The organism is Paenibacillus sp. ALJ109b, assembly GCF_010747435.1.
In the GTDB taxonomy this organism is placed as follows: Bacteria; Bacillota; Bacilli; order Paenibacillales; family Paenibacillaceae; genus Paenibacillus; species Paenibacillus taichungensis.
In genome coordinates, this window is the sequence record NZ_JAAIFP010000012.1 from 137,871 (window position 1) to 163,246 (window position 25,376).

22 protein-coding genes are annotated in these 25,376 nt (G+C 45.8%); 16 read left to right on the forward strand and 6 right to left on the reverse strand.

The window, feature by feature from the left end; genetic code table 11:
* The first annotated feature begins 21 nt into the window (after positions 1-21).
* The gene (locus tag G3352_RS14425; RefSeq protein ID WP_163757435.1) at positions 22-588 is read left to right on the forward strand and encodes a nitroreductase family protein; all 567 of its coding nucleotides are present in this window, start codon (positions 22-24) and stop codon (positions 586-588) included.
* Between the two features lie 22 nt (positions 589-610).
* Here the strand turns inward: G3352_RS14425 and G3352_RS14430 are convergent, their stop codons facing one another.
* Positions 611-2,068: a 4-hydroxyphenylacetate 3-hydroxylase family protein gene (locus G3352_RS14430; RefSeq protein ID WP_163757437.1), complete on the reverse strand. Its 1,458-nt coding sequence runs from the start codon at positions 2,066-2,068 to the stop codon at positions 611-613.
* 200 nt (positions 2,069-2,268) lie between these two features.
* Complete coding sequence (locus G3352_RS14435; protein WP_090807335.1) at positions 2,269-2,421, reverse strand: DUF1540 domain-containing protein; 153 nt, start codon at positions 2,419-2,421, stop codon at positions 2,269-2,271.
* Between the two features lie 369 nt (positions 2,422-2,790).
* Between G3352_RS14435 and G3352_RS14440 the strand changes: the two genes are divergently transcribed.
* Positions 2,791-3,603 carry an AAA family ATPase gene (locus G3352_RS14440; RefSeq protein ID WP_163757439.1) on the forward strand — a complete coding sequence of 271 codons (813 nt, stop codon included), beginning with the start codon at positions 2,791-2,793 and terminating at the stop codon, positions 3,601-3,603.
* A gap of 163 nt (positions 3,604-3,766) precedes the next feature.
* Here G3352_RS14440 and G3352_RS14445 read toward each other — a convergent pair whose 3' ends face one another.
* Both G3352_RS14445 and G3352_RS14450 read right to left on the reverse strand, forming a co-directional pair.
* Positions 3,767-5,230, reverse strand: a complete 1,464-nt coding sequence (locus tag G3352_RS14445) for a HAMP domain-containing sensor histidine kinase (protein ID WP_163757441.1) — start codon at positions 5,228-5,230, stop codon at positions 3,767-3,769.
* Positions 5,215-5,901 (reverse strand): response regulator transcription factor, encoded by a 687-nt coding sequence (locus tag G3352_RS14450; protein WP_091000319.1) that lies wholly within the window; start codon positions 5,899-5,901, stop codon positions 5,215-5,217. Before G3352_RS14450 ends, G3352_RS14445 begins: the two co-directional genes overlap by 16 nt.
* 191 nt (positions 5,902-6,092) lie before the next feature.
* Here G3352_RS14450 and G3352_RS14455 point away from each other — a divergent pair, with 191 nt between their 5' ends.
* The 9 genes from G3352_RS14455 (at position 6,093) to G3352_RS14495 (ending at position 19,643) form a co-directional block, all read left to right on the forward strand.
* Complete coding sequence (locus G3352_RS14455) at positions 6,093-6,812, forward strand: YceI family protein (protein ID WP_163757444.1); 720 nt, start codon at positions 6,093-6,095, stop codon at positions 6,810-6,812.
* Positions 6,813-7,054: 242 nt separating this feature from the next.
* Positions 7,055-11,416, forward strand: a complete 4,362-nt coding sequence (locus G3352_RS14460) for a glycosyl hydrolase 53 family protein (RefSeq protein WP_163757445.1) — start codon at positions 7,055-7,057, stop codon at positions 11,414-11,416.
* Between the two features lie 160 nt (positions 11,417-11,576).
* The gene (locus G3352_RS14465; protein ID WP_163757447.1) at positions 11,577-12,593 is read left to right on the forward strand and encodes an iron-hydroxamate ABC transporter substrate-binding protein; all 1,017 of its coding nucleotides are present in this window, start codon (positions 11,577-11,579) and stop codon (positions 12,591-12,593) included.
* Between the two features lie 256 nt (positions 12,594-12,849).
* On the forward strand, positions 12,850-13,893 hold the full coding sequence (locus G3352_RS14470) for an SPFH domain-containing protein (RefSeq protein WP_163757449.1): 1,044 nt from the start codon (positions 12,850-12,852) through the stop codon (positions 13,891-13,893).
* Positions 13,890-14,993, forward strand: coding sequence for a diacylglycerol kinase catalytic domain-containing protein (locus G3352_RS14475; RefSeq protein ID WP_240343079.1), 1,104 nt, complete (start codon positions 13,890-13,892; stop codon positions 14,991-14,993). The genes G3352_RS14470 and G3352_RS14475 overlap by 4 nt, the downstream gene beginning before the upstream one ends.
* Positions 14,994-15,074: 81 nt before the next feature.
* Positions 15,075-15,788 (forward strand): response regulator transcription factor, encoded by a 714-nt coding sequence (locus tag G3352_RS14480; protein ID WP_163757451.1) that lies wholly within the window; start codon positions 15,075-15,077, stop codon positions 15,786-15,788.
* 98 nt (positions 15,789-15,886) lie between these two features.
* Positions 15,887-16,777, forward strand: a complete 891-nt coding sequence (locus G3352_RS14485; protein WP_345940760.1) for a sensor histidine kinase — start codon at positions 15,887-15,889, stop codon at positions 16,775-16,777.
* Positions 16,778-16,948: 171 nt separating this feature from the next.
* The gene (locus G3352_RS14490; protein WP_163757455.1) at positions 16,949-17,719 is read left to right on the forward strand and encodes an ABC transporter ATP-binding protein; all 771 of its coding nucleotides are present in this window, start codon (positions 16,949-16,951) and stop codon (positions 17,717-17,719) included.
* Complete coding sequence (locus G3352_RS14495; protein WP_163757457.1) at positions 17,694-19,643, forward strand: FtsX-like permease family protein; 1,950 nt, start codon at positions 17,694-17,696, stop codon at positions 19,641-19,643. Before G3352_RS14490 ends, G3352_RS14495 begins: the two co-directional genes overlap by 26 nt.
* Positions 19,644-19,867: 224 nt before the next feature.
* Here G3352_RS14495 and catA read toward each other — a convergent pair whose 3' ends face one another.
* Positions 19,868-20,518, reverse strand: a complete 651-nt coding sequence (gene catA / locus G3352_RS14500) for a type A chloramphenicol O-acetyltransferase (RefSeq protein WP_163757459.1) — start codon at positions 20,516-20,518, stop codon at positions 19,868-19,870.
* A gap of 459 nt (positions 20,519-20,977) precedes the next feature.
* On the opposite strand from catA, the gene G3352_RS14505 reads away from it, so the two are divergent.
* The 5 genes from G3352_RS14505 to G3352_RS14525 all read left to right on the forward strand — a co-directional run bounded on the left by G3352_RS14505 (position 20,978) and on the right by G3352_RS14525 (position 25,025).
* Positions 20,978-21,631 (forward strand): hypothetical protein, encoded by a 654-nt coding sequence (locus G3352_RS14505; protein ID WP_163757461.1) that lies wholly within the window; start codon positions 20,978-20,980, stop codon positions 21,629-21,631.
* Entirely contained in the window at positions 21,628-22,185 is a 558-nt protein-coding gene (locus G3352_RS14510) for a hypothetical protein (RefSeq protein WP_163757463.1), read from the forward strand. Before G3352_RS14505 ends, G3352_RS14510 begins: the two co-directional genes overlap by 4 nt.
* A 78-nt stretch (positions 22,186-22,263) precedes the next feature.
* Positions 22,264-23,016, forward strand: a complete 753-nt coding sequence (locus G3352_RS14515; RefSeq protein ID WP_163757465.1) for an SMI1/KNR4 family protein — start codon at positions 22,264-22,266, stop codon at positions 23,014-23,016.
* A gap of 3 nt (positions 23,017-23,019) precedes the next feature.
* Positions 23,020-24,321 carry a hypothetical protein gene (locus G3352_RS14520; RefSeq protein ID WP_163757468.1) on the forward strand — a complete coding sequence of 434 codons (1,302 nt, stop codon included), beginning with the start codon at positions 23,020-23,022 and terminating at the stop codon, positions 24,319-24,321.
* 92 nt (positions 24,322-24,413) lie between these two features.
* Entirely contained in the window at positions 24,414-25,025 is a 612-nt protein-coding gene (locus G3352_RS14525; RefSeq protein ID WP_345940761.1) for an SMI1/KNR4 family protein, read from the forward strand.
* A gap of 41 nt (positions 25,026-25,066) precedes the next feature.
* Here G3352_RS14525 and G3352_RS31430 read toward each other — a convergent pair whose 3' ends face one another.
* On the reverse strand, positions 25,067-25,195 hold the full coding sequence (locus G3352_RS31430; protein WP_275898428.1) for a hypothetical protein: 129 nt from the start codon (positions 25,193-25,195) through the stop codon (positions 25,067-25,069).
* Positions 25,196-25,376: the final 181 nt, after the last annotated feature.

The following is a 25,376-nucleotide window of genomic DNA, read 5'->3' on the forward strand; positions in this document are numbered from 1 at the left end:
CAGATTAAGGAGGGATGAGCCATGTCTACCGGTTTGAGACAAGATGCAGTAAGCGGCAAGAAACGTACAGGAACTTGTGAGTTCAGCCCGTTGCCTGTACCACAGTCGGTTATAAGACGGTTGCTGGATGAAGCAGATCCATCTTTATATGTGATAAGTTCAGAGCCTTGGCGGTTTATGTTGTTCGCGAATGAAGGACGTCAACTGTATCTGGAGGCGGTCAGACAGAGTTACCCACCACATTTGGCAGATCGTTACGGGGACTGGGCTACATATCAATATACAGAAGCTATTCCGGCACATCTGGTTGTTGTCGCCCCTTTAAGTGCCAGGGAGGACCATTTATTGCCTGCAAAAGCCTGGAGCAAACGTTTTTGCATCCTGGCAGCGGAACAAGGTTTGAATGCCGTCTGGAAGATCAATGATTATCAACAGCATCCCGTGTTTATGAATTTGATGGGTTTAACGCGTGAGGAAAAGGTATTGGGTGTATTCCACATCGGTTACGGAGACCAGTCTGCACTTCGGGACACCGACGCAGGCAGACCAGCCTCTGAACTGATGACGGTCTACGACCATCTGGTTTAAACGAGGGGGTCATTCCTCATTCTTATTTCCCGTTTTTGGCAATAAAATTACGAACGAGCTGACGATATGATTGATCTTCGAAGCATGCTGAGTACAGCCGGTTCGACACGGTGATCGTGTTGCCAAAAAAGAACCGTTCAAACTGGGTCTGTCTACCTCCAAAAGATCCTGCTCCCAGCTCCCAGATCAGGCGGAACAGCGCTGTGCGTTCTTGGGATACCATGTCGGTCCCTCTCAGGTACGTATCCAGGTGTGGCGCGATATCGGAGCGGAAGTCTTCTTCCTGTGGCACCATAATTACGCCGCTGGAACCCAAGAGCTGCAAGATTTCAATCATCTCAGGATACAGCTTGGGGAAAATAAGATTTGCTGCCATTAATGGTTTGGGAGCAGGTAATACAAATCCCCGTCCATCTGTTATAGCACCGGCTTCTGATGCCAGAGCCAGTGCTTTTAACGTTTCAAGGCTGGACAGTACCCTGGCTGTTTTCTCCACCACATGAGTTTCGGCAGCTTGGTCGAGTGTGTCCGCGAGTAGCTGAATGATGCCCAGGACAAATTCCGTTTTGGCAATATAGCGACATATGACCTGATGTCCTGCGTGAATATGAAAATGGCTTCCGCTAAAAAGGCGGCCGGACATTTCCTCATTACCGGCGAAGAATATCCGTTCATGAGGAACAAGCACATGGTCAAAAATGACGATGTTGTCCATCTCTTCATATCTTGAACTGAGTGGATAGTTGAAATTGGACTCGGCTGCGTAGGTATCCCGGCAGATCAGACTAATTCCAGGCAGGTCATTCGGTACAGCAAAAGCAAAAGCGAACGGATTTTCATCGTCGAACGGTGCCGGTGACGGAGAAGGATACACCAGGATTTCGTCTGACGTGGCGGCCTGAGTGGCCATCATAAATGCACCATTGATGATCAGACCTTCTTCAGTGCGCTCAACCACTTTGGCAGCAATTGCATCTTCGGTCGTGTCCAATTGTCCCGAAATTTTACTGGCATGAGGCTGGATAAAGGCATGGGAGAGGGTAATATCATTATCCCGGCAGTAGGCATAGTAGTTTCTCAAATTTTCGGCGTATTGTGGCGATACTTCTTCAAGAATATCTGCCCCAGTATAAAAGGCCATAATTGCTGTGTTCATATAATCGGGTGATCGTCCCAAAAAACCATGGTGAGTCCCTGACCAAATATTCATTGCTTCTCGGCGTCTGCGCAGATCATCAACACTGGTTGGAGGCAAAAAGGACATACCTACTGGTTTTCCGTCAGCTGGGGATGCATAAGTCATCGTATCGATCAAATGTGGATTGGACTGAAGATCGTACAACTTTGCTTGTGTTTCCATTAAACCTGCAAACGCAAAATGTTCAGAACGTTTTCCAGTTACAAGCTCTCCTTTGTACCAGCAGGGGACCGTCTGGGCATCGATCCGTTCGATATACTGTTTGCCACTTTTTACGGGCATCGTTACTCACCTCTATGATATATTCGTTCATGGGCAGTTTGACTGCTCTCGTAGTGTACGTCAATAGGCAGTCCAATGTGCATGAAGAGAGGGGAGTTCAGATTTTGTAGAAAAGAGCTTGATAATAATTATCATTCTTGTTACAATAGAAAAAGAAAAAGGAACCACGAGGGCTCCTTTAACTTGTACAATTTGAATTTTTATTTTACTTCGAATGTTTTGCAATCCGTTTCAGCGGATTCACTTACTTTTTTGGAACTGTGACTCACGATGTAGATTGAAGATGCGTTGCATTTGTTCTCTTCTGCCCAGTGACGACAAGAATTAACCTCGCATAATACGTCTTTTGCCATGATTGATAACCTCACTTTAATTGGATTTGGATTACAGTCGTTGGTATAAAAGAACATCCGGAATTTGGCAAGTTGCCGCTTGCAAATCTGGAAAATTTTTCGCTCTCTCGAGTAAACAGAGGGCTTTTTTGCGTTATACACAACGATGCATATTTAGAATAGCAAATTTTGTTACGGCTTGCAACAAATTGGACGGACCTTACGCAAAATGATGGACAATTCACATAAACTTTGCAAAGAGGCCGTATTATGATATGATTTAATAGTAATAATTACGATTAAAAGATCATTAACTTATGAATGAGATTGAATCGATAGTATTTAACTTGGATGATCCCTTGAGACATAGAAGAAGGAGAACGATCAACGATGAGCAAAATCAACCATATAAATCGGATACCCCGAGCTAAAGGCATCGATATGGCCGCTTTTTATTCACCGAAAGAGTGTGGACGCAAGGCAAAGCATATTGTATTCACCGCAGACAATGAACGAGTTGTGGAGGAGTTTATTACCATTCTCGGTATGAAAGATCAGTTTGCAGAACATGATGTGCCATTGCCGAACAAAATGGTGATGTTTGGTCCTCCGGGCACAGGCAAAACATTAACAGCTTTCCATCTTGCACACCGACTTCAGCTTCCGCTGGTCCTTGTGAGACTCGATGCCATTATTCATAGCCATCTTGGGGAGACGGGAAGCAATGTCCGTAAACTATTCGAATATGCACGGGCTAATCCCTGTGTGCTATTTCTAGATGAATTTGATGCCGTAGGTCGTACACGTGAAAGTAATGATGAGGTTAAAGAAATGGCTCGTGTCGTCAATACATTGTTACAGTGTCTTGATGAATTCGATGGTGATAGCATTCTGGTTGCCGCTACGAATCTGGAGACACAGCTGGATCATGCGATATGGCGGCGATTTGATACCAAAATGACTTATGGGATGCCGGATGACTCGAGCCGTAGATTATATATTAACAAGCTGATGGGGCAGTTTGAGCAGGAGAGCCGACTGGAAGAATTCACGTGTGAACGCCTCACAGGATGCAGTTATGCGGATGTGGAGCAGATTGTTTTAAAAGCCAAGCGGAAAGCCATTATTGCCAGCAGTCCATTACATGAGCGATTCATTAATGACGCGTATGCAGAATATATGCCGCGAGTAATGACCACTTAGCTTGTATATGAATATCACCGACCACTGTCACATTATGAATAGCCCGGTTCCTATGAAGGAATGCCGGGCTATTCGATATTTCAGCAAGTTCCATGGGCCGTTTGCTCATGGTTCTTTGGTAGATGAAGTAAGCCCGTTTATGACATGCAGACATCGTGTCCTGCTACGCGTTAGCCGTTGCGCGGTAAGATGGTTCTATCTCTGTTTTTTCTGGACCAGACCATCGTGGCAAAGTTAAGGTGAAAAGGCTGCCTTCAGGACTGCTGGAGGTCAGGGATAAATCCCCTCCCTGAGCTCGAGCAAGCAAGCGGCTATAGGTCAGTCCCAGACCTAGCCCACGGGTACGGCGTTTTTTGATCTCGCCACGGTAGAAACGTTCGAAGATCTTGGGTTGATCTTCTTTAGTAATACCCGTACCGTTATCCTGCACATCAACAAACAAGTTGTCCGCCTCAGCGCGCAAACGGATATGAAAGACGGCAGCTTGGTCGGAAGCGGCTGCTTGCAGTCCGTTATTGAGCAGGTTGACAATAATCTGCTGAATTCGAAGGGCATCACCGATGGTATAGAGCGTACCCGAAGGTGTATGCAATTCAATCTCGGGAGACTTTTCCTCATACGCGATTTTCCACTGATACATAATTTCACCCACCAGCAAATTCAGATCTATGGGTTCCCGACGAACAGCAACACTTCCAGCGCTCATCGCATTGTAATCCAGCAGGTCAGCGACCATACGTTCCATACGTTCGGATTCTTTGAGTGCGATGTCCAGAAATTCCTTCGCTTCCCCCGGACTGACGATATCGTCCCGGACAGCCATCACGAGTCCTTTAATGGACGTTACCGGTGTTTTCAATTCATGGGTTACCCCAGCAAGTGACAGGGCACGCCATTCCTCCAATTGCTGCAAACGGATGGACATCTCGCGAAAAGATTCAACGAGTTCATTCATCTCCCGTTCCCGTGTGTTCAGATCCAAATTGACTTCATAGTTTCCGTTTCGAATCTGCTCTGCGGCATGGGCGACTTGACGAATAGGCCTGGAGAGCTTGCGGGACAGGAGGTAGATTGTAAGCCAACCACACAGAATTAAAGCAACGAACAGGATGCATACCACAAGCATCGTTTCCGGATTGTATGCAATGGACTTTTTGGATTGCATGACCCACACTTTACCGAGTGTCTGATCGTCATCTGTGACGTTGACCGTCACCCCGGCGAATTTTTTGTTTCTTGGTTCGCGTAGGTCATCAGACAGCCGATTATATACATCTTGCTGCGTCATTTTTGGTTTGGAATAGATCAATTGATTATTGTTGTCGAGCACCATAATACAAAAGTAATTATCTGTATTGAAAAGCTTGGTTCGCTTGTCCACGAGCCTGTCGAGATCCGGGGGAATATGCAGTTTGTTTTCCGCTCCCGTTACCTTTTCGGCAATTTCCAACCCTAGCAGCTGGGCCGTTTTGAGACCTTTTTCAATGGAAGTAGTTCTGATCCAGTAAAGTGCCCCTGCAACAATAATGGTGAAACCAATGCAGAGGATAAGAAAATATCGAAGCGTCCAGTAGGACAGAATGGATGTTTTACGTTTGGTTGTATTTCGTTTTAGTTGGCGATCCAAAATTGATACCCCATTCCCCGTAAAGTCCGGATTTCTCCCGTTTCAGGTAGCCAGTGGGATAATGCCTGACGCAGCCGTTTGATCGACAGGTCCACAGCCCGGTCACTTCCGTCATAGTCCATGCCCCATACCTGTTCAATCAGATGGTCCCGGGTGAATGTGCGGTTGGGGTATTCTGATAGAAACAGGAGCAGTGACAAATCACGTGGTGTGAGTGCAACCTCGGCACCGTTCAAAAGTACCTGTTTGGCAGCCAGATCAATGACCAGATTACCAAAATAACGTTTGCCTTCACCTTCAGCTGTCCAGTGTGGATTGCGGCGAAGCACAGCATTGACTCTGGCGACCACTTCCTCGGGCACAAAGGGTTTGCTCATATAATCGTCAGCACCGGCATTCAGCCCGTTAAGACGGTCCTGAATATCATCCAATGCGGTTAACATGATGACGGGACAAGCACTTTTTTCGCGGATGATTCGTAGCAGATCCCAACCGTCCATTCCGGGCAGCATTACATCCAGCAATACCAAGGAAGGCACATCCGAATCAAATAAAGTTAGGGCAGTGGGTCCATCCGCTGCATGACGAACGTCGAATCCCGCTTTTCGAAGATAGGCAGCCAGCACACGGGCAATGGCTTGTTCATCTTCGACGATGAGTATGGATTTCAAGAAGGTGTCTCCTTTCACTTCAGAAGCTTGTGTACTGATTTTACATGAGCGGAAGCACAATGCCAATGAGGCAATTATTTTCAGAAAAAAATGCGTTGTACATCATTTCTTGACGTCATCTTGACACATTGGGCTGGTAAGATGCTGATAAATAACCAACTTATACAGTTACCCATTGGAGGAAAATAGAGATGAATAAAAAGGCAAAAACATGGATGATCTCAGGTGCGGCAGCAATCGTCATTCTTGGGGGCGGAGGGTACTATTTCGCGAACAGTTACCTGGGCAACAACGTTGAGATTGAACAGGTGCTGCCTGCCAGCACTGCAGCTTCCACAACGGAAGCCGGATCGGACAGTGGTACAAGCGTATCCAACGTTGCAGCGGGAGCAGAGCAATTGAATGGAGACTGGAGCATCAGCGAAGGTTCGAAAGTATATTTTTCGGTAACGACATCCCGGGAGACGGTCAATTTTGCGGACGAGCAGGTTAGTGGTAACTTGAACCTTAATGTAGACGATGCGTCCCAGATGAAAGCGGATGGACAGATTGAGCTGAGTGACATTGATTCAGGCAATAGCCAGCGGGATGGACATGTGAAAGAAGCTGATTTCTTCGATGTTTCCACCCATCCACAAGCTGCATTTACGGCTACCTCATTTGAAGGTGTACCAACGGAATGGCCGGCAGGGCAGACCGTAGACTTTAAAATGAACGGAACCCTAACGGTAAAAGGGATTGAGAAAGAGGTTACGTTTGACGTAAAAGCCGCTTATGAAAATGACCAAGTGTTGTTGTCCGCCACAACGATGGTTACCTTTGAAGATTTTGGTATGGAGAATCCACATTCGGTGGTCCTTTCTACTGAAAATGACATTCAGGTTCAACTGGAGCTGAAGCTCAGCAAGTAAGCATATAGTAAGGCTAAAATCTGTTCCAATCTGCCTAATCAGGCAGAGGGACAGATTTTTTTTGTTAGGAATGGGAATCGATCCACAGTGAGCAAGGAATTACCACTCGATGTGTTAAAATAACTGCTGTTTCCTTGGCATAATATCGTGTCCTCGTTTGATGTAAAGCGCTTACAATGATAATGATTTACAACATTCATTGTTCAAAGGTGACCAAACAAATGATAAGGGGGAGATCAAGCGTGCACAAAAGATACATAAGCGGCTGTCTCGTATTACTGTTGTTGTTCTGTGATTTGGGTCTGGTAGTTCGGCCCGCAGCAGCAGCAGAGAAAGTAAACGTTGCGCTGAATAAGGCGGTTACGGTCAGCTCAGAGGATCTACAATGGGAGGGCTATAAAGAAAAAGCGGTGGATGGCAATGGAGATACAAAATGGAGTGCGGACAGTCCTACTTCAGTAGATCAACCGCATTGGCTGACGGTAAACTTGGGGGCTTCATACAACCTTTCCGGTGCAGAACTAACGTGGAAGGATGAAAACGAGGTTGTGAAGTTTTTGGTTGAAGTTTCTGAGGACGGAAATACATGGACACCTGTTGAAGATCACTCTGCCAACGATAAAGCGGAATCACAGGTCAATCTGGATTTTCAGGCAGATGCGGTTCAGTATGTGAAGGTCACGATTCCTTATTATGCGGGTCCAAACTACTGGCCTGGCATTTCCGAATTCCAAATCTGGGGAGAGGAAGAGGTACGGAACCCGGCAGACATCGTGAAATATGATCCGGTCAACGTGTCTACCGTAAGTCGTACTGCTCCTGTTCTGCCAGCAAAAGTCACGGCACATTACCAGAACGGGAAATCGGGCCTTGTCCCGGTGGCATGGGAGGAAGTTGCCCCTCCACAATATGCATCAGCAGGCAGCTTTACTGTTACGGGTGATGTATATGGTGCTCCCATTCAACCTGAAGCTACCGTTACGGTAGAAGGATATCGCAGTGATTTTGTCAGAGGGGTGGATATTTCCACATTAACTGCCATTGAGGATAATGGAGGTTATTATCTGGACAGCAATGGAGCAGAACGCGATCTGCTCGATATTCTCAAAGACCGTGGCGTGAACTATGTGCGGCTTCGTCTGTGGAATGATCCACAGAAATCCAATGGGTACAACGACAAGGAAGATGTGATTCGTCTGGCCCAGCGGGTAAAAGAGAAAGGCATGAAGATCCTGCTCGACTTCCATTATTCCGATGAATGGGCGCATCCCGGTCAACAGCTTCGCCCGAAGGCCTGGGAAAACCTTTCATTTGATGAACTGAAGACAGCTGTGTATGATTACACGCGTGAAGTGGTAGGCGAGATGAAGGATGCGGGCGCGATGCCCGATATGGTACAGATCGGTAACGAAATTAACAGCGGCGTGTTAAACGGATTGAAGAGTAATGTCGACTTTGATGAGAACGTTGCCTTACTTCAGCGAGGAGTGGATGGCGTTCGAAGTATCCAAGGCGGAGATCAGGTTCAAATCATGATCCATCTGGCTGAAGGGGGTAAAGCCGATACATTTGACTGGTACTTTGGCGAATTGCAGAAACGTCATTTGGAGTACGATATTATCGGCCTTTCCTATTATCCATTCTGGCATGGGACATTCGAAGATGTGCGCAGAACGATGAATGAAGTATCTGCGAAATATGGAAAAGAAGTCATTATTGCTGAAACGTCATATCCATTCTCGTATAAAAACGGGGACGCTCATGGCAATATTATTGGCAACCCGGAAACGCTGAATGTGGGAGGGGCTACCTTCCCGGCAACTGTACAGGGACAATACGATGCCATTGCAGGCATCATGGACATGATCTCACAAGTTCCGGATCAGAAGGGAGCTGGGTTCTTCTATTGGGAGCCTGCATGGATTGCAGCCGATGTAGGCTGGATTGCTTCCGAGGGAGACGCATGGGAGAATCACGCCATGTTCGATTATGACGAATATCCGGCGAATGGCGGTTACTCGTATGAAGGACGTGCTCTGCCATCGCTGGATGTGTACAAACGTGGCCTGGAGATTCTGCCTGCAGATCGGAAAGAGTTGTCGGCAGCCATTACACGTGCACAGGCGCTTGAATCCAGTGATTTCACATCTGAAAGCTGGACCACACTCGCTCCAGCCATTGCAGCAGCCGAGAATACGTACAAATTGGCTTATACATCTGGTGGTGTAACCCAACAGGATACGAACGCTGCGACTGCCGCTCTTAATGAGGTTATGCAGCAGCTTGATGTTATAGCGGCGAATCGGAACGCTCTCGAGGCAATCATTGCCGAAGCCAAAACATATAAACAAGCGGATTGGTCTGCTGCAACATGGGCTGTTCTGACCAAGGCTCTTACTCGTGCAGAACAGGTTATGACAGATCCAAGAGCCACCCAGACCGAGGTGAATACAGCAGCAAAACAAGTGGAAGCAGCCATCCATGGGTTGTCCAATGTAGACAAAACGGAGCTGACACAGTTTATCGGTGAAACCCAGCAGCTGACCGAATCTTCGTATACTCAGCGAAGCTGGGCAAACCTGAAAGCGGCATTGTTATCGGCAATCACGGTCAGAGACAAGCAGGATGCCATACAATCGGAAGTGCAGGAGGCTCTGACAATACTTCAGAAAGCCAATAACAACCTTGTTTTGCTGGAGGCATTAACAACAGGTAAAACAGCTACCGCATCAAGCAGTGCCGGTACAGGTGGTGGAAAAGACAACTCGCCTGAGGGAGCGATTGACAGTGACCCCACTACTTCATGGGGAACAGACCAAAGTGTGGATAGTTGGTGGCAAGTGGATCTGGGGGCGACCGCTGTGATCCGTAAGCTGGAAATGTCCATGTGGAGTGGAGGCATTAAATACAAGATCGAAGTATCCAACGATAACAAGAACTTTGTCAAAGTCGTGGATACAACAAGTGATGTGGTTGTATCCACCAGTCCAAGACATATCCTGCCCGCAGGCACGGAGGCGCGTTATATTAAACTGACCATTACCGCTGGTTCTCAGTGGGTAGGCTTTATGGATTTTGAAGCGTACGGGGTTTTCCCGGCGGACAAATCTGCCCTGGAGACTACAGTGAATTCCGCTGTGAAGCTGCATCAAAGTAATTACACGGCCGCAAGCTGGAATGGGTTTGCACAGGCATTGTCGTTTGCTCATGTGCTTATGGATGATGCAGAAGCCAGCGCACAGGAAATCAGTGCTGCGGATAACGCATTGAAAGAGGCGGTTAGTCAGCTTGTAAGGCAAGAGTCGACCCCGGGTCAGCCATCACAGCCGGGTCAACCTGCACAGCCTTCCACGCCTGGATCATCCCAGAATCCCGGCAATTCTCCTATAACGCCACCTGTTGAATCCAGTAATCCAGGAGAAAGTGGTTCCATTACATTCAAAGGGACAAGTACCGGAGCGGGCACCTATGTGATTCAACCTGAGATGAAACAGTTGTCTCAAATGATTGACGGAATGGGAGCAGGGAGCAAAAAGCTAACCTTGATTGCAGATGTTCCCAAGGATACAAAGGCTGTGACCTTCCAGCTCAATGCAAATCAACTTCAGGAATGGGCAAGTACTCAGGCATTACAGTCGCTGGAGCTCATCATGAAGCAGACATCTGTCCGCATCCCGTTAAGTGTATTGAAGGATGCTCGTAATGAAGATGGGGGTACAATGGATGTAATTCTAGCCGAAGACTCCACAGCCAATCTGTCTGAAGCGCATAAGAAAGCCATCGGTAACCGCAACGTGGTCAGTGTGGATCTCATGTTAAACGGACAGCCGTTACAGTGGACAGACAGATCCATTGAAATAGCGATGTCGAATGTTCAAAATTCAAATGCAGAAGACGTTGTGCTGGTTATTCAATCCCTTTTGCCAAATGGTGAAATGAAACCGGTAACCTTTACTCAATATGATGAAATGACCCAAAGTCTGGCTTACAAGCCGCTTCAATCAGGCCGTTTCGTGATTACTGAAGTGCAGGTGCCATTGAATGATTTGCAATCCTACTCCTGGGCCATTAAAGAGGTTCAGAATCTGTATGGAAAAGGAATCATTTCAGGCATGACAGATACCCGGTTCAGTCCGCAAGCAGAACTGACACGTGCACAATTTCTGCAAATGATCATGAAGGGGATTGGCGAATCACGTTTGCCGGATACATCCACTTCAGCTCCAATGGATGTGAAGAGTGATCAGTGGTATTCAGATTTCGTACGCCTTGGTTTGGAGATGGGGATCGTGCAAGGCCGAGCAGACGGTTCGTTTGCAGCAAATGAACGTATTACCCGTGAGGACATGGCGGTAATGTTAAACCGTGCGGTACAGGTCATGAAGCAGAACACCAGTGCAACCGTTGATACAACACCCAACAGCACCGCATTTAATGACAACGCAGATATCGCTGAATATGCAAAACAAGCTGTTGCAGCGATGCAGGAGCAAGGCCTGCTTAAAGGAATGGCAGATGGCTCGTTTGCGCCTAAACTGCATGCTAATCGTGCACAGGGTGCAGTCGCTGTAGCCAGAATGATGGAGCAGATTTATAAATTCTAAGTGTATATATGATATAGGGATCGGGTCTCTCTGACTCGTTCCCTATGTTTATGGATTTCAATTAAAATGGTAGACAGTTAGTAATCAATTCTGCTATGATTCCAATGATAATGATTACCATTATCACAAAAAGCGTTGAATTATAGGGGGCATCATGTTTATGTTTAAATCCAAATCGATTCTTTCCATTTGCACGTTATTTATTGTGTTTACGCTAGTTCTTGCGGGCTGCGGAAATGCAGGAAAGACAACGGATGAAACGGGAAGCGGCTCAGGACAGACGACTGAGAATCAGGAATCCACTGGAACCGATACAGCTCAGAATGAATCATCGGAAAGTGAAACACGTGAATATGAGACGGATAAAGGGACGGTTACCATTCCTGCACATCCGAAACGCATCGTGACCGATTACTACGGGGGCGAGATTCTGTCTGTAGGCGGTAACTTAATTGGTGTAGAGCCAAGTGCCTTTGATAACCCGTTCATTAAGGACAAGCTAAAAGACACCACAGATGTGGGTTATCCAGTGAACGTGGAGAAGACGCTGGAATTACAACCTGACCTAATCGTTGTGATGTATGATGATAACTACGAGGAACTTTCCAAAATTGCACCAACTGTCCATATCCCATATGGTACAGCGACAGATATCTACAAGACAGTTGAACTGTTTGGTGATTTGATTGGTCAACCAGATCAGGCGAAGGCGTTCATTGCCGATTATGAGAAAAAGGCAGCAGAAGGACGCGAGAAGCTGAAAGGCATCGTGGACGAAAATACGACCGTTGGATTATACGAGTTGACGGACAAAGGAGATCTGTGGATCTTTGGCGACAACGCAGGCCGGGGAGGACAAGTTGTATACAATGCTTTGAAGCTGAAAATGCCGAGCAAAGTGAGCAAAGACAATCAGACCGTGCAACTATCGCTCGAAGTACTACCAGAATACGCTACTGATTACATGTTCATGACGGTGTACGACCCTGAGAAAAAAGGCGAAGCGCTGAAGGAATTCAAACAGTCCAAAGTATGGAATGGTCTGGATGCGGTGAAGAATCACCGATTCTTCGAGAATGATTTTGACACATTCTATCGATATGATCCGATCGCCATTACTGCCCAGATTGATTTGTTTGTTGATCTGATCTTGAAGAGCGCTGAACAAAACAAATAAATGATGAACGTTGATTAACAAGGTGATGACTCCTGATGTTAGGCTAGCGCCTCGCATAACCTAACTCATTATGAGTTGCCATTACTGGCTATAATTATAGAAATGGACCTACTTTAAGGCTTCAGCCTAAGGTAGGTCTTTTTTTTGATGTCGAAAGCAAAAAAAAAGTTGTTAATGTCATATTGACAATATTGAATTCGTTTGTTATCATTTCGATAATATCAAAACGACAATATTAGGAAATGGGGAATGAGCGATGTTTGGATTCCGATTCGTGAAGTTTCAACCCAGTGAGTACGTAATGAAAGTGAAGAATGGGCAGGTGCAACGTCAAGGTGTGGGTTTGTCCTTCTACTATTATGAGCCGACGACATCGGTGGTGGTTCTGCCTGTATCTTCGGTGGATGTACCCTTTATGTTCGAAGAAATAACAGCCGATTATCAAACAGTTACAGTTCAGGGTCAACTGAGCTATCGTATCGTTGATTATATGAAAATCACCCAAAGCTTGAACTACACGTACAATTTGCGCAAAAACAGATATATCTCCGACGATCCTGGCAAATTGGATCAACGTGTGATTACGACCGCCAAAGTGCTGACCAAAAAACATCTGGAGCAAATGCCCCTGAAGGAAGCTATTCAATCGAGTGAACGGCTGGCCAGCAGCATGAAACGGGAAGTGGTGCAGAGTGAGGAACTGGAGAAATTGGGCGTAGAACTGATGAGTCTGTCCATTCTGGCTATTTTGCCTAATAAAGAGACGATGCGTGCACTGGAAGCACAAGCGCGGGAAGAGATTTTACGCCAAGCCGACGAAGCGCTGTATGTACGTCGCAATGCATCCATTGAACAGGAGCGGAAAGTGAAGGAGAACGAACTAAACACGGAAATTGCCGTTGAGACGAAGAAACAGCAGATTCGAGAAACGCAATTACATGCTGAGCGCTCGGTGAAACAGAAACAGAATGAGATGGAACAGGAACAGCTTCAATTCAATACGGCGATGGAGGAACGCAAACAACAGCTTATAGAATTAACGATTGCCAATCAGAATGCCGAAGCTGATGCCAAAGCCTATGAAATTGCAGCCGTGATGAACTCGTTACAACAGGTGGAACCTAGCGTGCTACAGGCGATGGCTAACATGGGTATGAACTCGGATAAATTGATTGCCCTTGCATTCCAGGAGCTGGCTGAGAATGCCGGGAAAATTGGACAGCTTAACATTTCGCCGGATCTGCTGCAAGGATTGATGAATCCACCGACAAGAGACCAGCAGGGAGGTCGGGCACGATGAGACTTGGGAAGGCAAGCCAGACTGAAGTTGCACACACTGCGGGAGGAGAACCTATGACTGAATACAAGTTGATTCTGGTCAAACGCAGAACGAGGCTGGAAGAATTGGTGGTCCGTTATAACACGGTCCAACAAGCCCAGTTCTATATCGAACGCCTGGGAGCAGACTTCAGTGATTACATGGAGGAGGACAGACGTTATCATCATTCCGTGCAGCAGGCCCAGCAGCAGCTCAGCCAACTGGGCCGGGTTCAGACCATTGATCGGGAACATGTGCCCAACTTTATTTTTGGAGCACAGGACATTGTGGTAGTGATCGGACAGGATGGACTTGTTGCCAATACGCTCAAGTATGTAACCGAGCAGCCGCTCATTGGTGTGAATCCTGACCCAATGCGTTGGGACGGGGTATTGCTGCCATTTACGGTAGAGGATCTAAGCTTGATAATTCCTGATGTTATTCGTAAACGTCGCTCCCTGAAAGAAGTGACTCTGGCCAAAGTGGAGCTGAATGATGGGCAGTATCTCTATGGCGTCAACGATCTGTTCATTGGCCGAAAGACGCATGTATCTGCTCGTTATGAAGTTCGCATGGGTTCATCGGTAGAACAACAATCCTCCAGCGGAGTGATTGTATCCACGGGAATGGGATCGACGGGCTGGTTCAAAAGTGTGCTGGCAGGTGCTGCTGGAGTCGTGGGTTCGGAAGCGTGGCAGCACATCCAATCGGGTGAAGCGTTCCTTCCCGATAGAGACAGCGGAAGCCCTCATTCAAACTCGAACCCTAGAGGGAAAGGTTATTCAGAAGCACATAGCGCTGCGACAGCATCTGCACAGGGAAGTATGAGCGACATGAATCACTTTGGCTGGGATGCGCCTTATCTGTATTTTACAGTACGTGAACCTTTCCCCAGCCGGACGACTGCAGCCGATCTCGTGTTTGGACAGATTCATCCGAAACAGCCTTTGCAGATTGTCTCCCAGATGCCGGAGGACGGTGTTATTTTCAGTGATGGGGTAGAACAGGACTTTCTCGAATTTAATTCCGGAGTGGAAGCGACCATTGGCTTGGCAGAGAAACGTGGACGTTTAGTGGTCTGATCCTTTATTTCCAATCCGTTTTTGACTAGAATGGTAAACTAGATGTAGAAGATATGTCAGGGAACGGAAAGAAGGTTGACGATGCAATCGATATTGCTGGTTGAAGATGATGCCAAGCTCGCAGGATTGCTGGGTGAATATCTGATCCGAAATGGTTTTCAAGTGCAGATTGTGGCAGATTTCCGTCATGTTCTGGATGAATTCGTGCAGATCGGCCCGGATTTGGTATTGATGGATGTAAATCTGCCTCAATTTGATGGCTACTACTGGTGTAGACAGATCCGTTCGCATTCCATATGTCCCATTCTATTTATTTCGGCTCGTGACAGTGGCATGGATCAGGTTATGGCGCTGGAACATGGGGCGGATGATTATATTACGAAGCCTTTTCAATATGAGGTCGTACTTGCTAAAGTTCGTAGTCACCTGCGTAGAGCATATGGGATGTATGCAGCTGTTCAACCAGAAATGAAAGTGAAAAATGGCTCTATGCTACTGTACCCCGAAAGATATGTACTGGAGTTCAATGGTCTTTACGTGGAGCTGACTCAGAAGGAATCCATATTGGTCGAAGCGCTGATGGCCAAGGCAGGTCGGGTCGTGGGCCGGGAACGTTTGCTTGAACTGATGTGGGAGGATCAGCATTTTATTGATGATAATACGTTGAATGTGTACATTACACGTGTTCGCCGCAAGCTGAAGGATCTGGGGGCTGAAGAAGTTTTGGAAACCGTTCGCGGAGCGGGCTATCGATTGCTTGATTTGGAGTCACCTGTCCAAGAGGACCGACAATGAAACTGTTCTTAAGAGATCAGCTACCCCTCATCGGATTTTATTTGCTGCAAATGCTACTTGTCCCATGTGTATATTGGCTTTCAGGTGAGGATCGCCCCATGAGGATTGTTCTTTATGGCATGTTTCTGAGTACAGTGGTATTGCTCGTGTATCTGACCGTGCGTTATTTCCAGCTCCATCCATATTACCGTGTGCTCCAGCAACCACAACGGCTGGTACAAGAGCCTTTCCAATCACTCGGTAATGCCCCTGTGGCTAATTCTTTACAGGAATTGATGCATGAACTGGAGCGTAACCGTCAGAATGAGATGGGTCAATTGCGCATTCATAGTGAGCAGCAGGTTGTATTCATGAATCGTTGGGTCCATCAGATGAAGACACCCTTGTCCATTATTCAGTTGACCCTGGAAGATGTGGATGATGATAAAACTGCTGGCAGCATACAGGATGAGCTGGATAAAATGCGCAAAGGGTTGGAAATGGTACTTCATTCTTCACGCCTGGAACAGTTCGAAGGGGATTTTCGCGTAGAGCTTTTGTCTCTACCCGAGGTGGTTAGAAGCAGCGTAGCTGAGAATCGACGTTTGTTTATTCGCAGAGGAATTACGCCGGATATCCGAATGGACAACGACCTTCGAGTCTATAGTGACTCCAAATGGCTGCGGTTCATGTTTACCCAGATTTTGACCAATGCCGTCAATTACTCAGATAGCAAAGTAGGAAAAAAAGTCATGATTACTGCCTATATGAAGGAAGAACGAATCGTATTAGATATTCAGGATCAGGGTATCGGCATATCGGCTGAAGATATTCAACGTGTATTTAATCCTTACTTCACCGGAGAGCGGGGAAGACAGTATCATGAATCTACGGGTATGGGACTATATCTGGTCCGTGAGATAAGTACACGTTTGGGTAACCAGATAGAATTGTTCTCCAAACCGGATGAAGGAACATTGGTCCGATTCAGCTGGATGAATCGAAAATAGAGGTGCTTTGCCTATGGGCGAGGTGCTTTTTTTATGGAATAGGAAGGAGGGGGAACATAACCTTAAACGCTGTGTAAGGAAAGTTTAAGGTAAATCGATAGCAGGGTTGTAGGAGGTCGTTTAGGATAAGGATATGAAAAGAAAGCATAGTTTAGTTGGAGGGGAAACACCATGGAAATGTTACAAGTTTCGGCACTAAACAAAGTGTATCAGGGCAAAGTGCAGACTCAAGCCCTTAGTGATATTCATCTGACCATCAAGCAGGGTGAATTTGTAGGGATTATGGGGCCATCGGGCAGTGGGAAAACGACGTTGCTCAATATGGTCTCGACCATTGATGAGCCAAGTTCAGGCAAGGTGCTGATTAATGGCATGAATCCGTTTGATATGAAAAAGAAAGAACTCGCCATGTTCCGACGCCGTGAACTCGGGTTTGTATTTCAGGATTTTAATCTGCTCGATACCTTGACCGTTGCTGAAAATATAGTACTCCCCTTGACGCTGGACAAGGTCAAGCTGAAGGAGATGGAGAACAGACTCAATCGGATTACCACTCACCTTGGAATTGATCACATTCTGGATAAACGCGTCTATGAAATCTCGGGCGGACAGCGGCAGCGTACAGCCATTGCCAGGGCCATGATTAATATGCCATCTATTGTACTGGCCGATGAACCGACAGGTGCGCTGGATTCCACGTCATCTCAAGCGGTAATGGAGTCGCTTGAACAGATCAACCAGCAAGAGAAAACAACGATTATGCTGGTCACGCATGATCCACTTGCCGCAAGTTATTGCCATCGGATTGTGTTTATCAAGGATGGCAAGCTCGCAGCCGAAGTGCATCGTGGCGATAACCGCCAGACGTTCTTTCAACGGATTATTGATACATTATCCTTCTGGGGAGGGAATTCGCATGAGCTTTCCTCAGTTCGCCTTTAACAACATTCGTCGAAACGGGCGAGCGTACATCGCCTTTTTCCTAAGTAGTGCATTCATGGTCATGATTTTCTTTGCATATGCGATGTTTATCTATCATCCGTTTGTTGAGAAAATGCCGATAGGCAAGACTACGGCAGCGGGAATGCAGGTTGCCTCCGTCATCGTATACGTTTTCGCGATCTTCTTTGTTATGTATTCCATTAGTGCATTTCTGAAATCACGGAACAAGGAATTCGGTATTCTTACCATCTTGGGCGCAGAACCAGGACAGATTCGAAGACTGGTCATTCTGGAAAATATGTTTATCGGATGTCTGTCCATTGTGGCTGGAATAGGTGGAGGCATGTTATTATCCAAGCTGTTCCTGATGTTAACCACCCGATTTATCGGTATGGAAGATCTTCCTTTTTATTTCCCTGTGAAGGCCATGTTGATTACGGTAATTGCTTTTATAGTACTGTTCTTTTGCATTTCCCTGTTTACATTGGTCTTTATCGGAAATAAGCGAGCATTGGAGCTGCTAACGGGTTCGAGCAAACCCAAAAAGGAACCTAAAGCATCATGGATATTCTCTATTCTCGGGCTTGCGTTTCTGGCTACGGGATTCATTGCGCTTTCCGGCAGTTTGTCGAGTGAGAGTATTCTGATCGCTGCTGTGACAGGCATTGCAGGTACGTATTTTTTCTACTCGCAGCTATCCGTGCTGGGCATTCGTCTGTTGAAACGTAATCGCAAACGGGTGTGGCATGGTACACGCTTGCTATGGATTTCCGAGATGAGTTACAAAATAAAAGATAACGCACGTATGCTGTTTATGGTGACAGTGGTTATTGCGATTGCTTCCATGAGTGCAGTGGTCATTTTGTCGCTGGATCAACAAAATCGACAAGTATTTAGAGACAATCATTTTCCTATTCGTTATAACGTGTACAGTGCATCGGAAGAACCTAACATGGCACCCGTCAATGAAGTTCTTGACGCTGCGGGTCTTCAATATCAGAATGCTTATCTGGAATATTTTTGGACAAGTACGGATGATAGCGGCATCAGTGTAATGTCTCTAAGTGATTTCAACCAGTTCAACACAATCCAGAACAAACCGACCTATACGCTCTCAGCTCATGCCAGTATATTCATTGATTCACGCAATGTGGAGAAGCCTCGACATGAAGAAAGATTTCGTTCCTATGCCAAGGGCGATCAGTTAACGCTGGATATGAATTCAGGGCCAGTTACATTCGATATTAAATATACTGAAAATGAACCGGAATTCAACGGGCTTCTATATACCTCAGCCCTAGTTATTGTAAGTGATGAAGAGTTTAAGGCTCTTTCCGGACAATTGGACAAAGATTCTGTGTCCGGTAAATATCTTTATCATATCCCTTCATGGGGGGGATCGGTCCCTGATCGGCAATCATCCGAAGCAATGGTTAGCGATCGGCTGGCGGGCATGGATGAGATCATTAGGAATAACTCTAATGATAAAGACTTTTCTGGCTTTTTCACGACGCGATATGCTGACTTCGAAGAATTCAGACAGACAACGGCACTCTTTACCTTTTTGGGGATATTCATTGGACTGATCTTCTCGATCTCCTCAGCCAGCTTTCTCTATTTCAGGCTGCACACGGATCTGGAGGCAGATGGGAAAATGGTGCATTCCTTGTCTAAAATGGGTCTCAGTTTTCAGGAGATGAAACGATCATCCACAATTCAGATCGCGGTTCTCTTTTTCTTCCCAATCCTGATCTCAATTGTTGAAACGCTCGTTGTTGTTAAGCCGTTTCTGACTGAATTCGGTATTACGAATTATACTGTTCCGGTATTAACCGTATTTGGTGCATTTCTGCTGGCACAGACCTTCTATTTCTTCGTCATTCGTTCAAGATATATATCTTCACTACGCAAAATGATGGTTTAGAGTTAGCGGTTTTGTGGACGCAATATGAGCATACGATCGCAATCACGGCGGACGAATCGCTGATTTTAACGGCCCAGTAAGGATAACATAGTTTATTGTTTTTTCAGTCTGATGATATAGCTTCTCTATGAAAATTGGAGAATTAAAACAGCGTCAGCCAGGGACGAGAAAATGATGTCCTGGGCTGACGCTGTTTGTTTGAACTTTTTAACTAATGAATCGATTCACAGCCATTTCGTATACTGATCTGCGAGTGATTGTAACTCATTGTACAGCATACTGGCATGGTAGCCGTCGCAAACGGCATGATGGAGTTGGACCGATAGTGGCAGCAGTATCTTTCTGTCAGACTGAAAATATTTTCCCATTGTAAAAATGGGTAGTAAATAGGTTCCTTCGTTATAGACGTTCAGATTGAAGCTGGAGAAACTGACCCACGGAATACTAGAAATGGGGAAGGTATTTGGTGGTTCTTTTGGTTTCGCAACAAATTGTTTAATATTTCCGTACTTCTCTAGATCATCAAGATATCGTTTGTAGAAATCATTAAAATCTTCACTGTACAAAGTCCACATACTTGAAAAACTCTTATCTTCATCATGGAAAATGGTAAAGCTAGGCGACATTCTGTCCCAATAACCCAATCTGCCATCGGAATCGAGACTGGTGCGATACTCCCTGTGGCGGTTTACCGTCGTTGTTATCATGTGGATTAGGGTTGGATAAAGCTTAATTCCCTTATTCTTAAGTTTGGCTAGCAACCGGGTTATGTCAATATTAGCCGTCATACTATAGGTGCATCTAACATGGTTTATATAATGTTCGAAATAGGGCTTTCTGCTCCAGTTCTCTACGTCAATCCGATTAAAAATCATTAATTATTACCTCCTAAAAATAATATTGAATTCTTCATTTTAGGAGGTATGTTCGACTGATTTAACCATATCCTATCACAATCCCAAGAAATTATTTTTACTGCTATATAGTACCACATCGAATCGCGTTCTTGTATGTTTCCAATTTCAATACAAATGGCAAATTAATCTTTGACTTAGAGTATACACCATCATGAGAGCCCAAACATTAAGAGTCTCCTCTTATTTAAGAACATAGAGGCCACAACCTTGTGATGCGAAACATACTTTGTGACGTCGTTTTTGTAAAAACGATGAGCTTATCTGATTAGGTTTCTTGTGATCAGCAACAGAGTTTCATATAATTTTAGATAGTACAACTGGTAAATGTTGATTGTTTGGATTCGGTCATACTCCATGAGGGTAATGAAATGCGGCATTCTATGATTTTTCCTGAAGGAGTTATAAAGGAGGATGATCATGAAATTTCGTTTAAAGATTACTATATTTGCAGTGATTATAGGCACGTTACTCATTCCAGCCTATTTCATTTTACAGACGTATGGTGTGTTTCAAAGAGAGAAGGTACTCTCTGATTATGCTCTTGCTGTCGACGTGAATGGCAAATCCTATGAAGCCTGGCCGCTCATCAACAGTTTCGCTGCCATGGACAAGGAGGAAGACAACAGGCAGTTATATTACCGTGTAGATATGAATCATATCCAATACCTTTTTCACATCGCTTATCAGGAGTTTGATGTTCGACCCAGTGAAGATAATCCCTATCTGGCGGGTACAGTGAGCTATCAATCCACAGAAAATGAATATGTAAAATCTGAAAAGCAATATACCAATGCCAAAGATTTTACAACGGTGTTGAATTTTTATAATAAGGACAAAGAAGTGATTTATACTTATCAAAATACTGGAAAAGGGGATGGACAGCTGGTTCAATCCATCATTCATCAGGGGATGAGTCGTTCTAGCAATGGAGGCAGCGAAGCTGCTCGTGATCCTTATATCAACGTTACGGCTTTGTTCCATGATAAGTTAGACATCGATGTGAAGCTGGATGTGGATGAAGAACATAAAGTCGTAACTATTCGAATGAATAAAGCGGAGGCGAGATCATGAATTTATTTGGTGTACATAAAGGACCTACATATTTGGAAGGTTTGGTTCGGGAGATTTCGGATGTTCAGACTCATGAAGTCGAATGGAAAGGCAAGTTGCAAACGAGCGATGGACATGACAAGTTCCATATTTTTTATTATGGTGACTTAATCGAAGATGATCTGATAACCTGGCATGATTCGACACCACTCATTGTATATGCAGAGCATACCGTAACAGGGGAACGTTACTTGCTCATCGATTCAGCCAAACATGGTTATGATGCCATGTTGTGTGAGACATATCCAGAGGAAGACCTTAATAACAGGCCGCTACGGCCCTACCTGGACGTCGAAGGGGAAGACATATTTGAAGTACAGCTATCTGCCTTTTACAACGTGCCGTGGGATGATGAGTTCGGGGAAGATGTAGATGAAGACGGAACCTACGAATTAATTACGGGAGAGCGCATGGATTTTGAGCAGGTGAAACGTGACGGCTATGATGCATTTGCCATTAGCATTGTAAACCGCAAGGGTGTACTAACCGAAATTGTGCAGGAAGAATTGGCTTAGCCTTAACCTGGTTGAATTGCTGATCGATTGAATGAACTGTCGTGAATTGAACGAAACGATCGTAGGGAGATGTCGTGAATGTATATTGTAACTCGTGCGCTTAAGCCCGTACCCGCTGAGGAACTGGATCATTTTGAAGAACAGCATTCCATCTCGTTGCCTTCCTCTTATCGCAAATGGCTGGAACAATACGGGGAAGGCACGTATACGGGCTGGATGAATGTGCAGCGGCCGGATCAGGAGGTATTGAAACCTTTTGCTGAATATGATTTTTGGATGCACACGGAGGATACACCAGTTACTCAGGATCAGCTTCAGGAGTGCATCAGTATCGGCAGTTCGGTGGATGGTGATTTCCTGGCGATTCATCCAGATGTGAAGGGATTGTTGTGGCTCCCGCGTCATGATGAGCATATTATTCTGTGGACATGCTCTGAAGCAGACTTTGGAGAGACACTGGACCAGATCTATTGCGAATATTACCATCAGGATAAAACGCTGACCCCGGCGTATTTTGAACCGTGGAACGAGCTGCGAAACCATACGTTCTACCACTTGGTTAACGTTGAGCGTGAAGGCTCCATGAAAGAACTGGCCGATTTGTGTAAAAGTAAAATCAAGTGGGATGCAGTGATGGAAAATGAGTACACATGTAAGCTTTTTATGGTCTCCATGGGTGGCTATTTACGCTTTAATTATGCGAACGGCAGGGAAATTGCGCTTTTCTATGAAGAAATGCCTGGGATGGAAGGTGCAACGGATCATGATCTGGATCAATTTTTGCTGGCACATCACTGTACAGTTATGGACATAGGCGGAGTGGAGGAATAATCATTGAGTTGGATAAACGAAGAAATTGCGGAAACATGGCGTAATGAAGGCAAACGATACTCAAAAGATGTCAATGCATTTGTACGCAGAGGCATGGCAGGAGAACAACTGGATGAATCGGAGCTTGCGGAGGATGCCAGAACGCAAATCAGCACTGAAGTGTGGGAGATGGTGAAGCAAGCTAATCTTCAAGGGGATTTGGAACGGCTTCGGCTTGAACTGCCTGCTGCAACATGGCCAATGAACGAAAATTTTCAATCTTCCATGCAGGCCGTTCGGGTGGTAGGTTATCTGAACACAGAAACAATAGTATTCACAACCGGCACTTTCACGGAGAATGGCTGTGTATATACGGCTGATCAAGATGGATGGTTGCCATTCTCTCAGTATACCTTCGCAGGTTGTTCGTCAGACGGCGTAGACTATGCGCTGGCCGGATCGGAAGGTATTCGCATCATCAGACAACCAGATCGTCAACTGGAAGGAAAAGAGCTTGCGGTGTATCGCTGGGAAGATATTCAATCCAGTATTCAGAAGGCTTTGCCACGCATTGAATCCCTTGCTGACTGTGAGCATCCGGAACGCACACTTGAAGGACTTATTCCATTTAATGATGGGAAATCCGTTCTTATCTTCTCCAATTATGGAATCTACCTGGTAGACCAAGAGCAGGTATCCCTGCTGCACCCGGATCCTGCAGAGATCGAAGAATATGAGTTGGAAGATACACAGATTGATATGGGTCATGCAGCAGTCTCACGTGACGGTCGCTGGATTGCCTACGGCAGCCAGGTTAGTAACCATATGGTTCTGGATCGCGAACAGAATAAGACATATTCGCTTTATCCTGCATCCAGCTATCCACATTATGCGGTATTCACTGCAGACAGCTTAGAGGTATGGTTTAATGCCTGTCACTTTTATAACGGTGTTACAATACAAGTTCAGCTGGAAACGATCGATGGTAATGAGAGTAATGAAAATTGGCCTGTAATGGATGAGAATGCCCGTGTTTATGCTGCAGTAGAATTGGATGCAGGTATGGTGCTTGGTGACGCATACGGATATTTATATTGTGTGAATGGTGATGGGCAGGAAGTGTGGAGACATTTTGTAGGCAGCACCATCTATTCCTTGGCGAGCTCTCCTGACCAGTCCAAGCTTGCAGTGGGTACGTTCGGGGGCATGCTGCATATTCTTGATCTACACTCTGATCTGATGGATGAGTATGGCATAGGCACAGGCAACCTCCGTGAAATTGAGCGCTACGTGTTATGGCGTGGAGAAGAACCTTTACGCTGGTAACGTTCAACGGATGGAAGGTCGAATTTATACTAATGGGTTATAGGAATATGCGCGGGACGGGCAGAGATGACTGTAGAAGGAGGTGGAGTTTCGTGACACCTGAGGCTAATGCAAAATGGAATAAATTGTTCGATGCGCTGAATGAGCTGTTGAACGAAAAAATCCAAGATGAAGAAATTTGGCAGTTATATGAGGAGTACCAGCAGCGGAAAGGAGCGTCCGAGGAAACCCTGATCGCATTGGAGAAGCAGTTCGATGTGCAGTTGCCGGAAGATTTTCGTGCCTTTTACCAGCGCAAGGACGGAAGTGGTTATGCATTCCATGTCTTGTATCCAGGCGATGCGGAAAAAGAGGAATGTAATCCGTTTTATCTGATGTCATTGCAGGAAATTCGGGAAACCAAACAATACTTCTGTGAAGTAGATGAGAAATTGGATGAGCACTATTCCGCGGAAGAGATTAGTAAGCTGGACCCGGAAATCAAGCCGTATTTATTTCATAAAGCATGGATTCCTTTCGCAACGATGGCGGGCGGTTCCCTGTATTTAATGCTTGATTTTGATCCGGCTGAGCAGGGGACTTACGGACAGATTATTATGTATGTGCATGATCCGGATTTTGTTTATTATTTGACAGATACATTTACGGAATTACTGGAAGTGTCTACTCGGAATCTAAGGATCATGGATGAGATTGAGTATTGAGCAGATCTAATGCTGTACAAAGAAGGGTATCATTAGCTGTCCTAACAGAAGGTTGAATAAGCACAGGAGCTGCCGGCAGCAGCTCCTGCTTTGTTCTTTTTACCAGTGGAAGAAACGATGACCGTGGAAACCTCCGCCAGGTCCACCAGGGCCCCCCGGTCCTCCGCCATGAGGTCCTCCACCATGAGGACCGCCAGGATAGGCACCTCCAGGGAATGGGCCGTGTGGTCCGCCCGGGTAACCGCCACCCGGGTATCCGCCATGCCACCAAGGTCCGCCAATCGGGAACGGGAGAGGAAACGGGACGATGGGCGGGTATGGGTATGGATATGGATAAGGGTAGGGATAAGG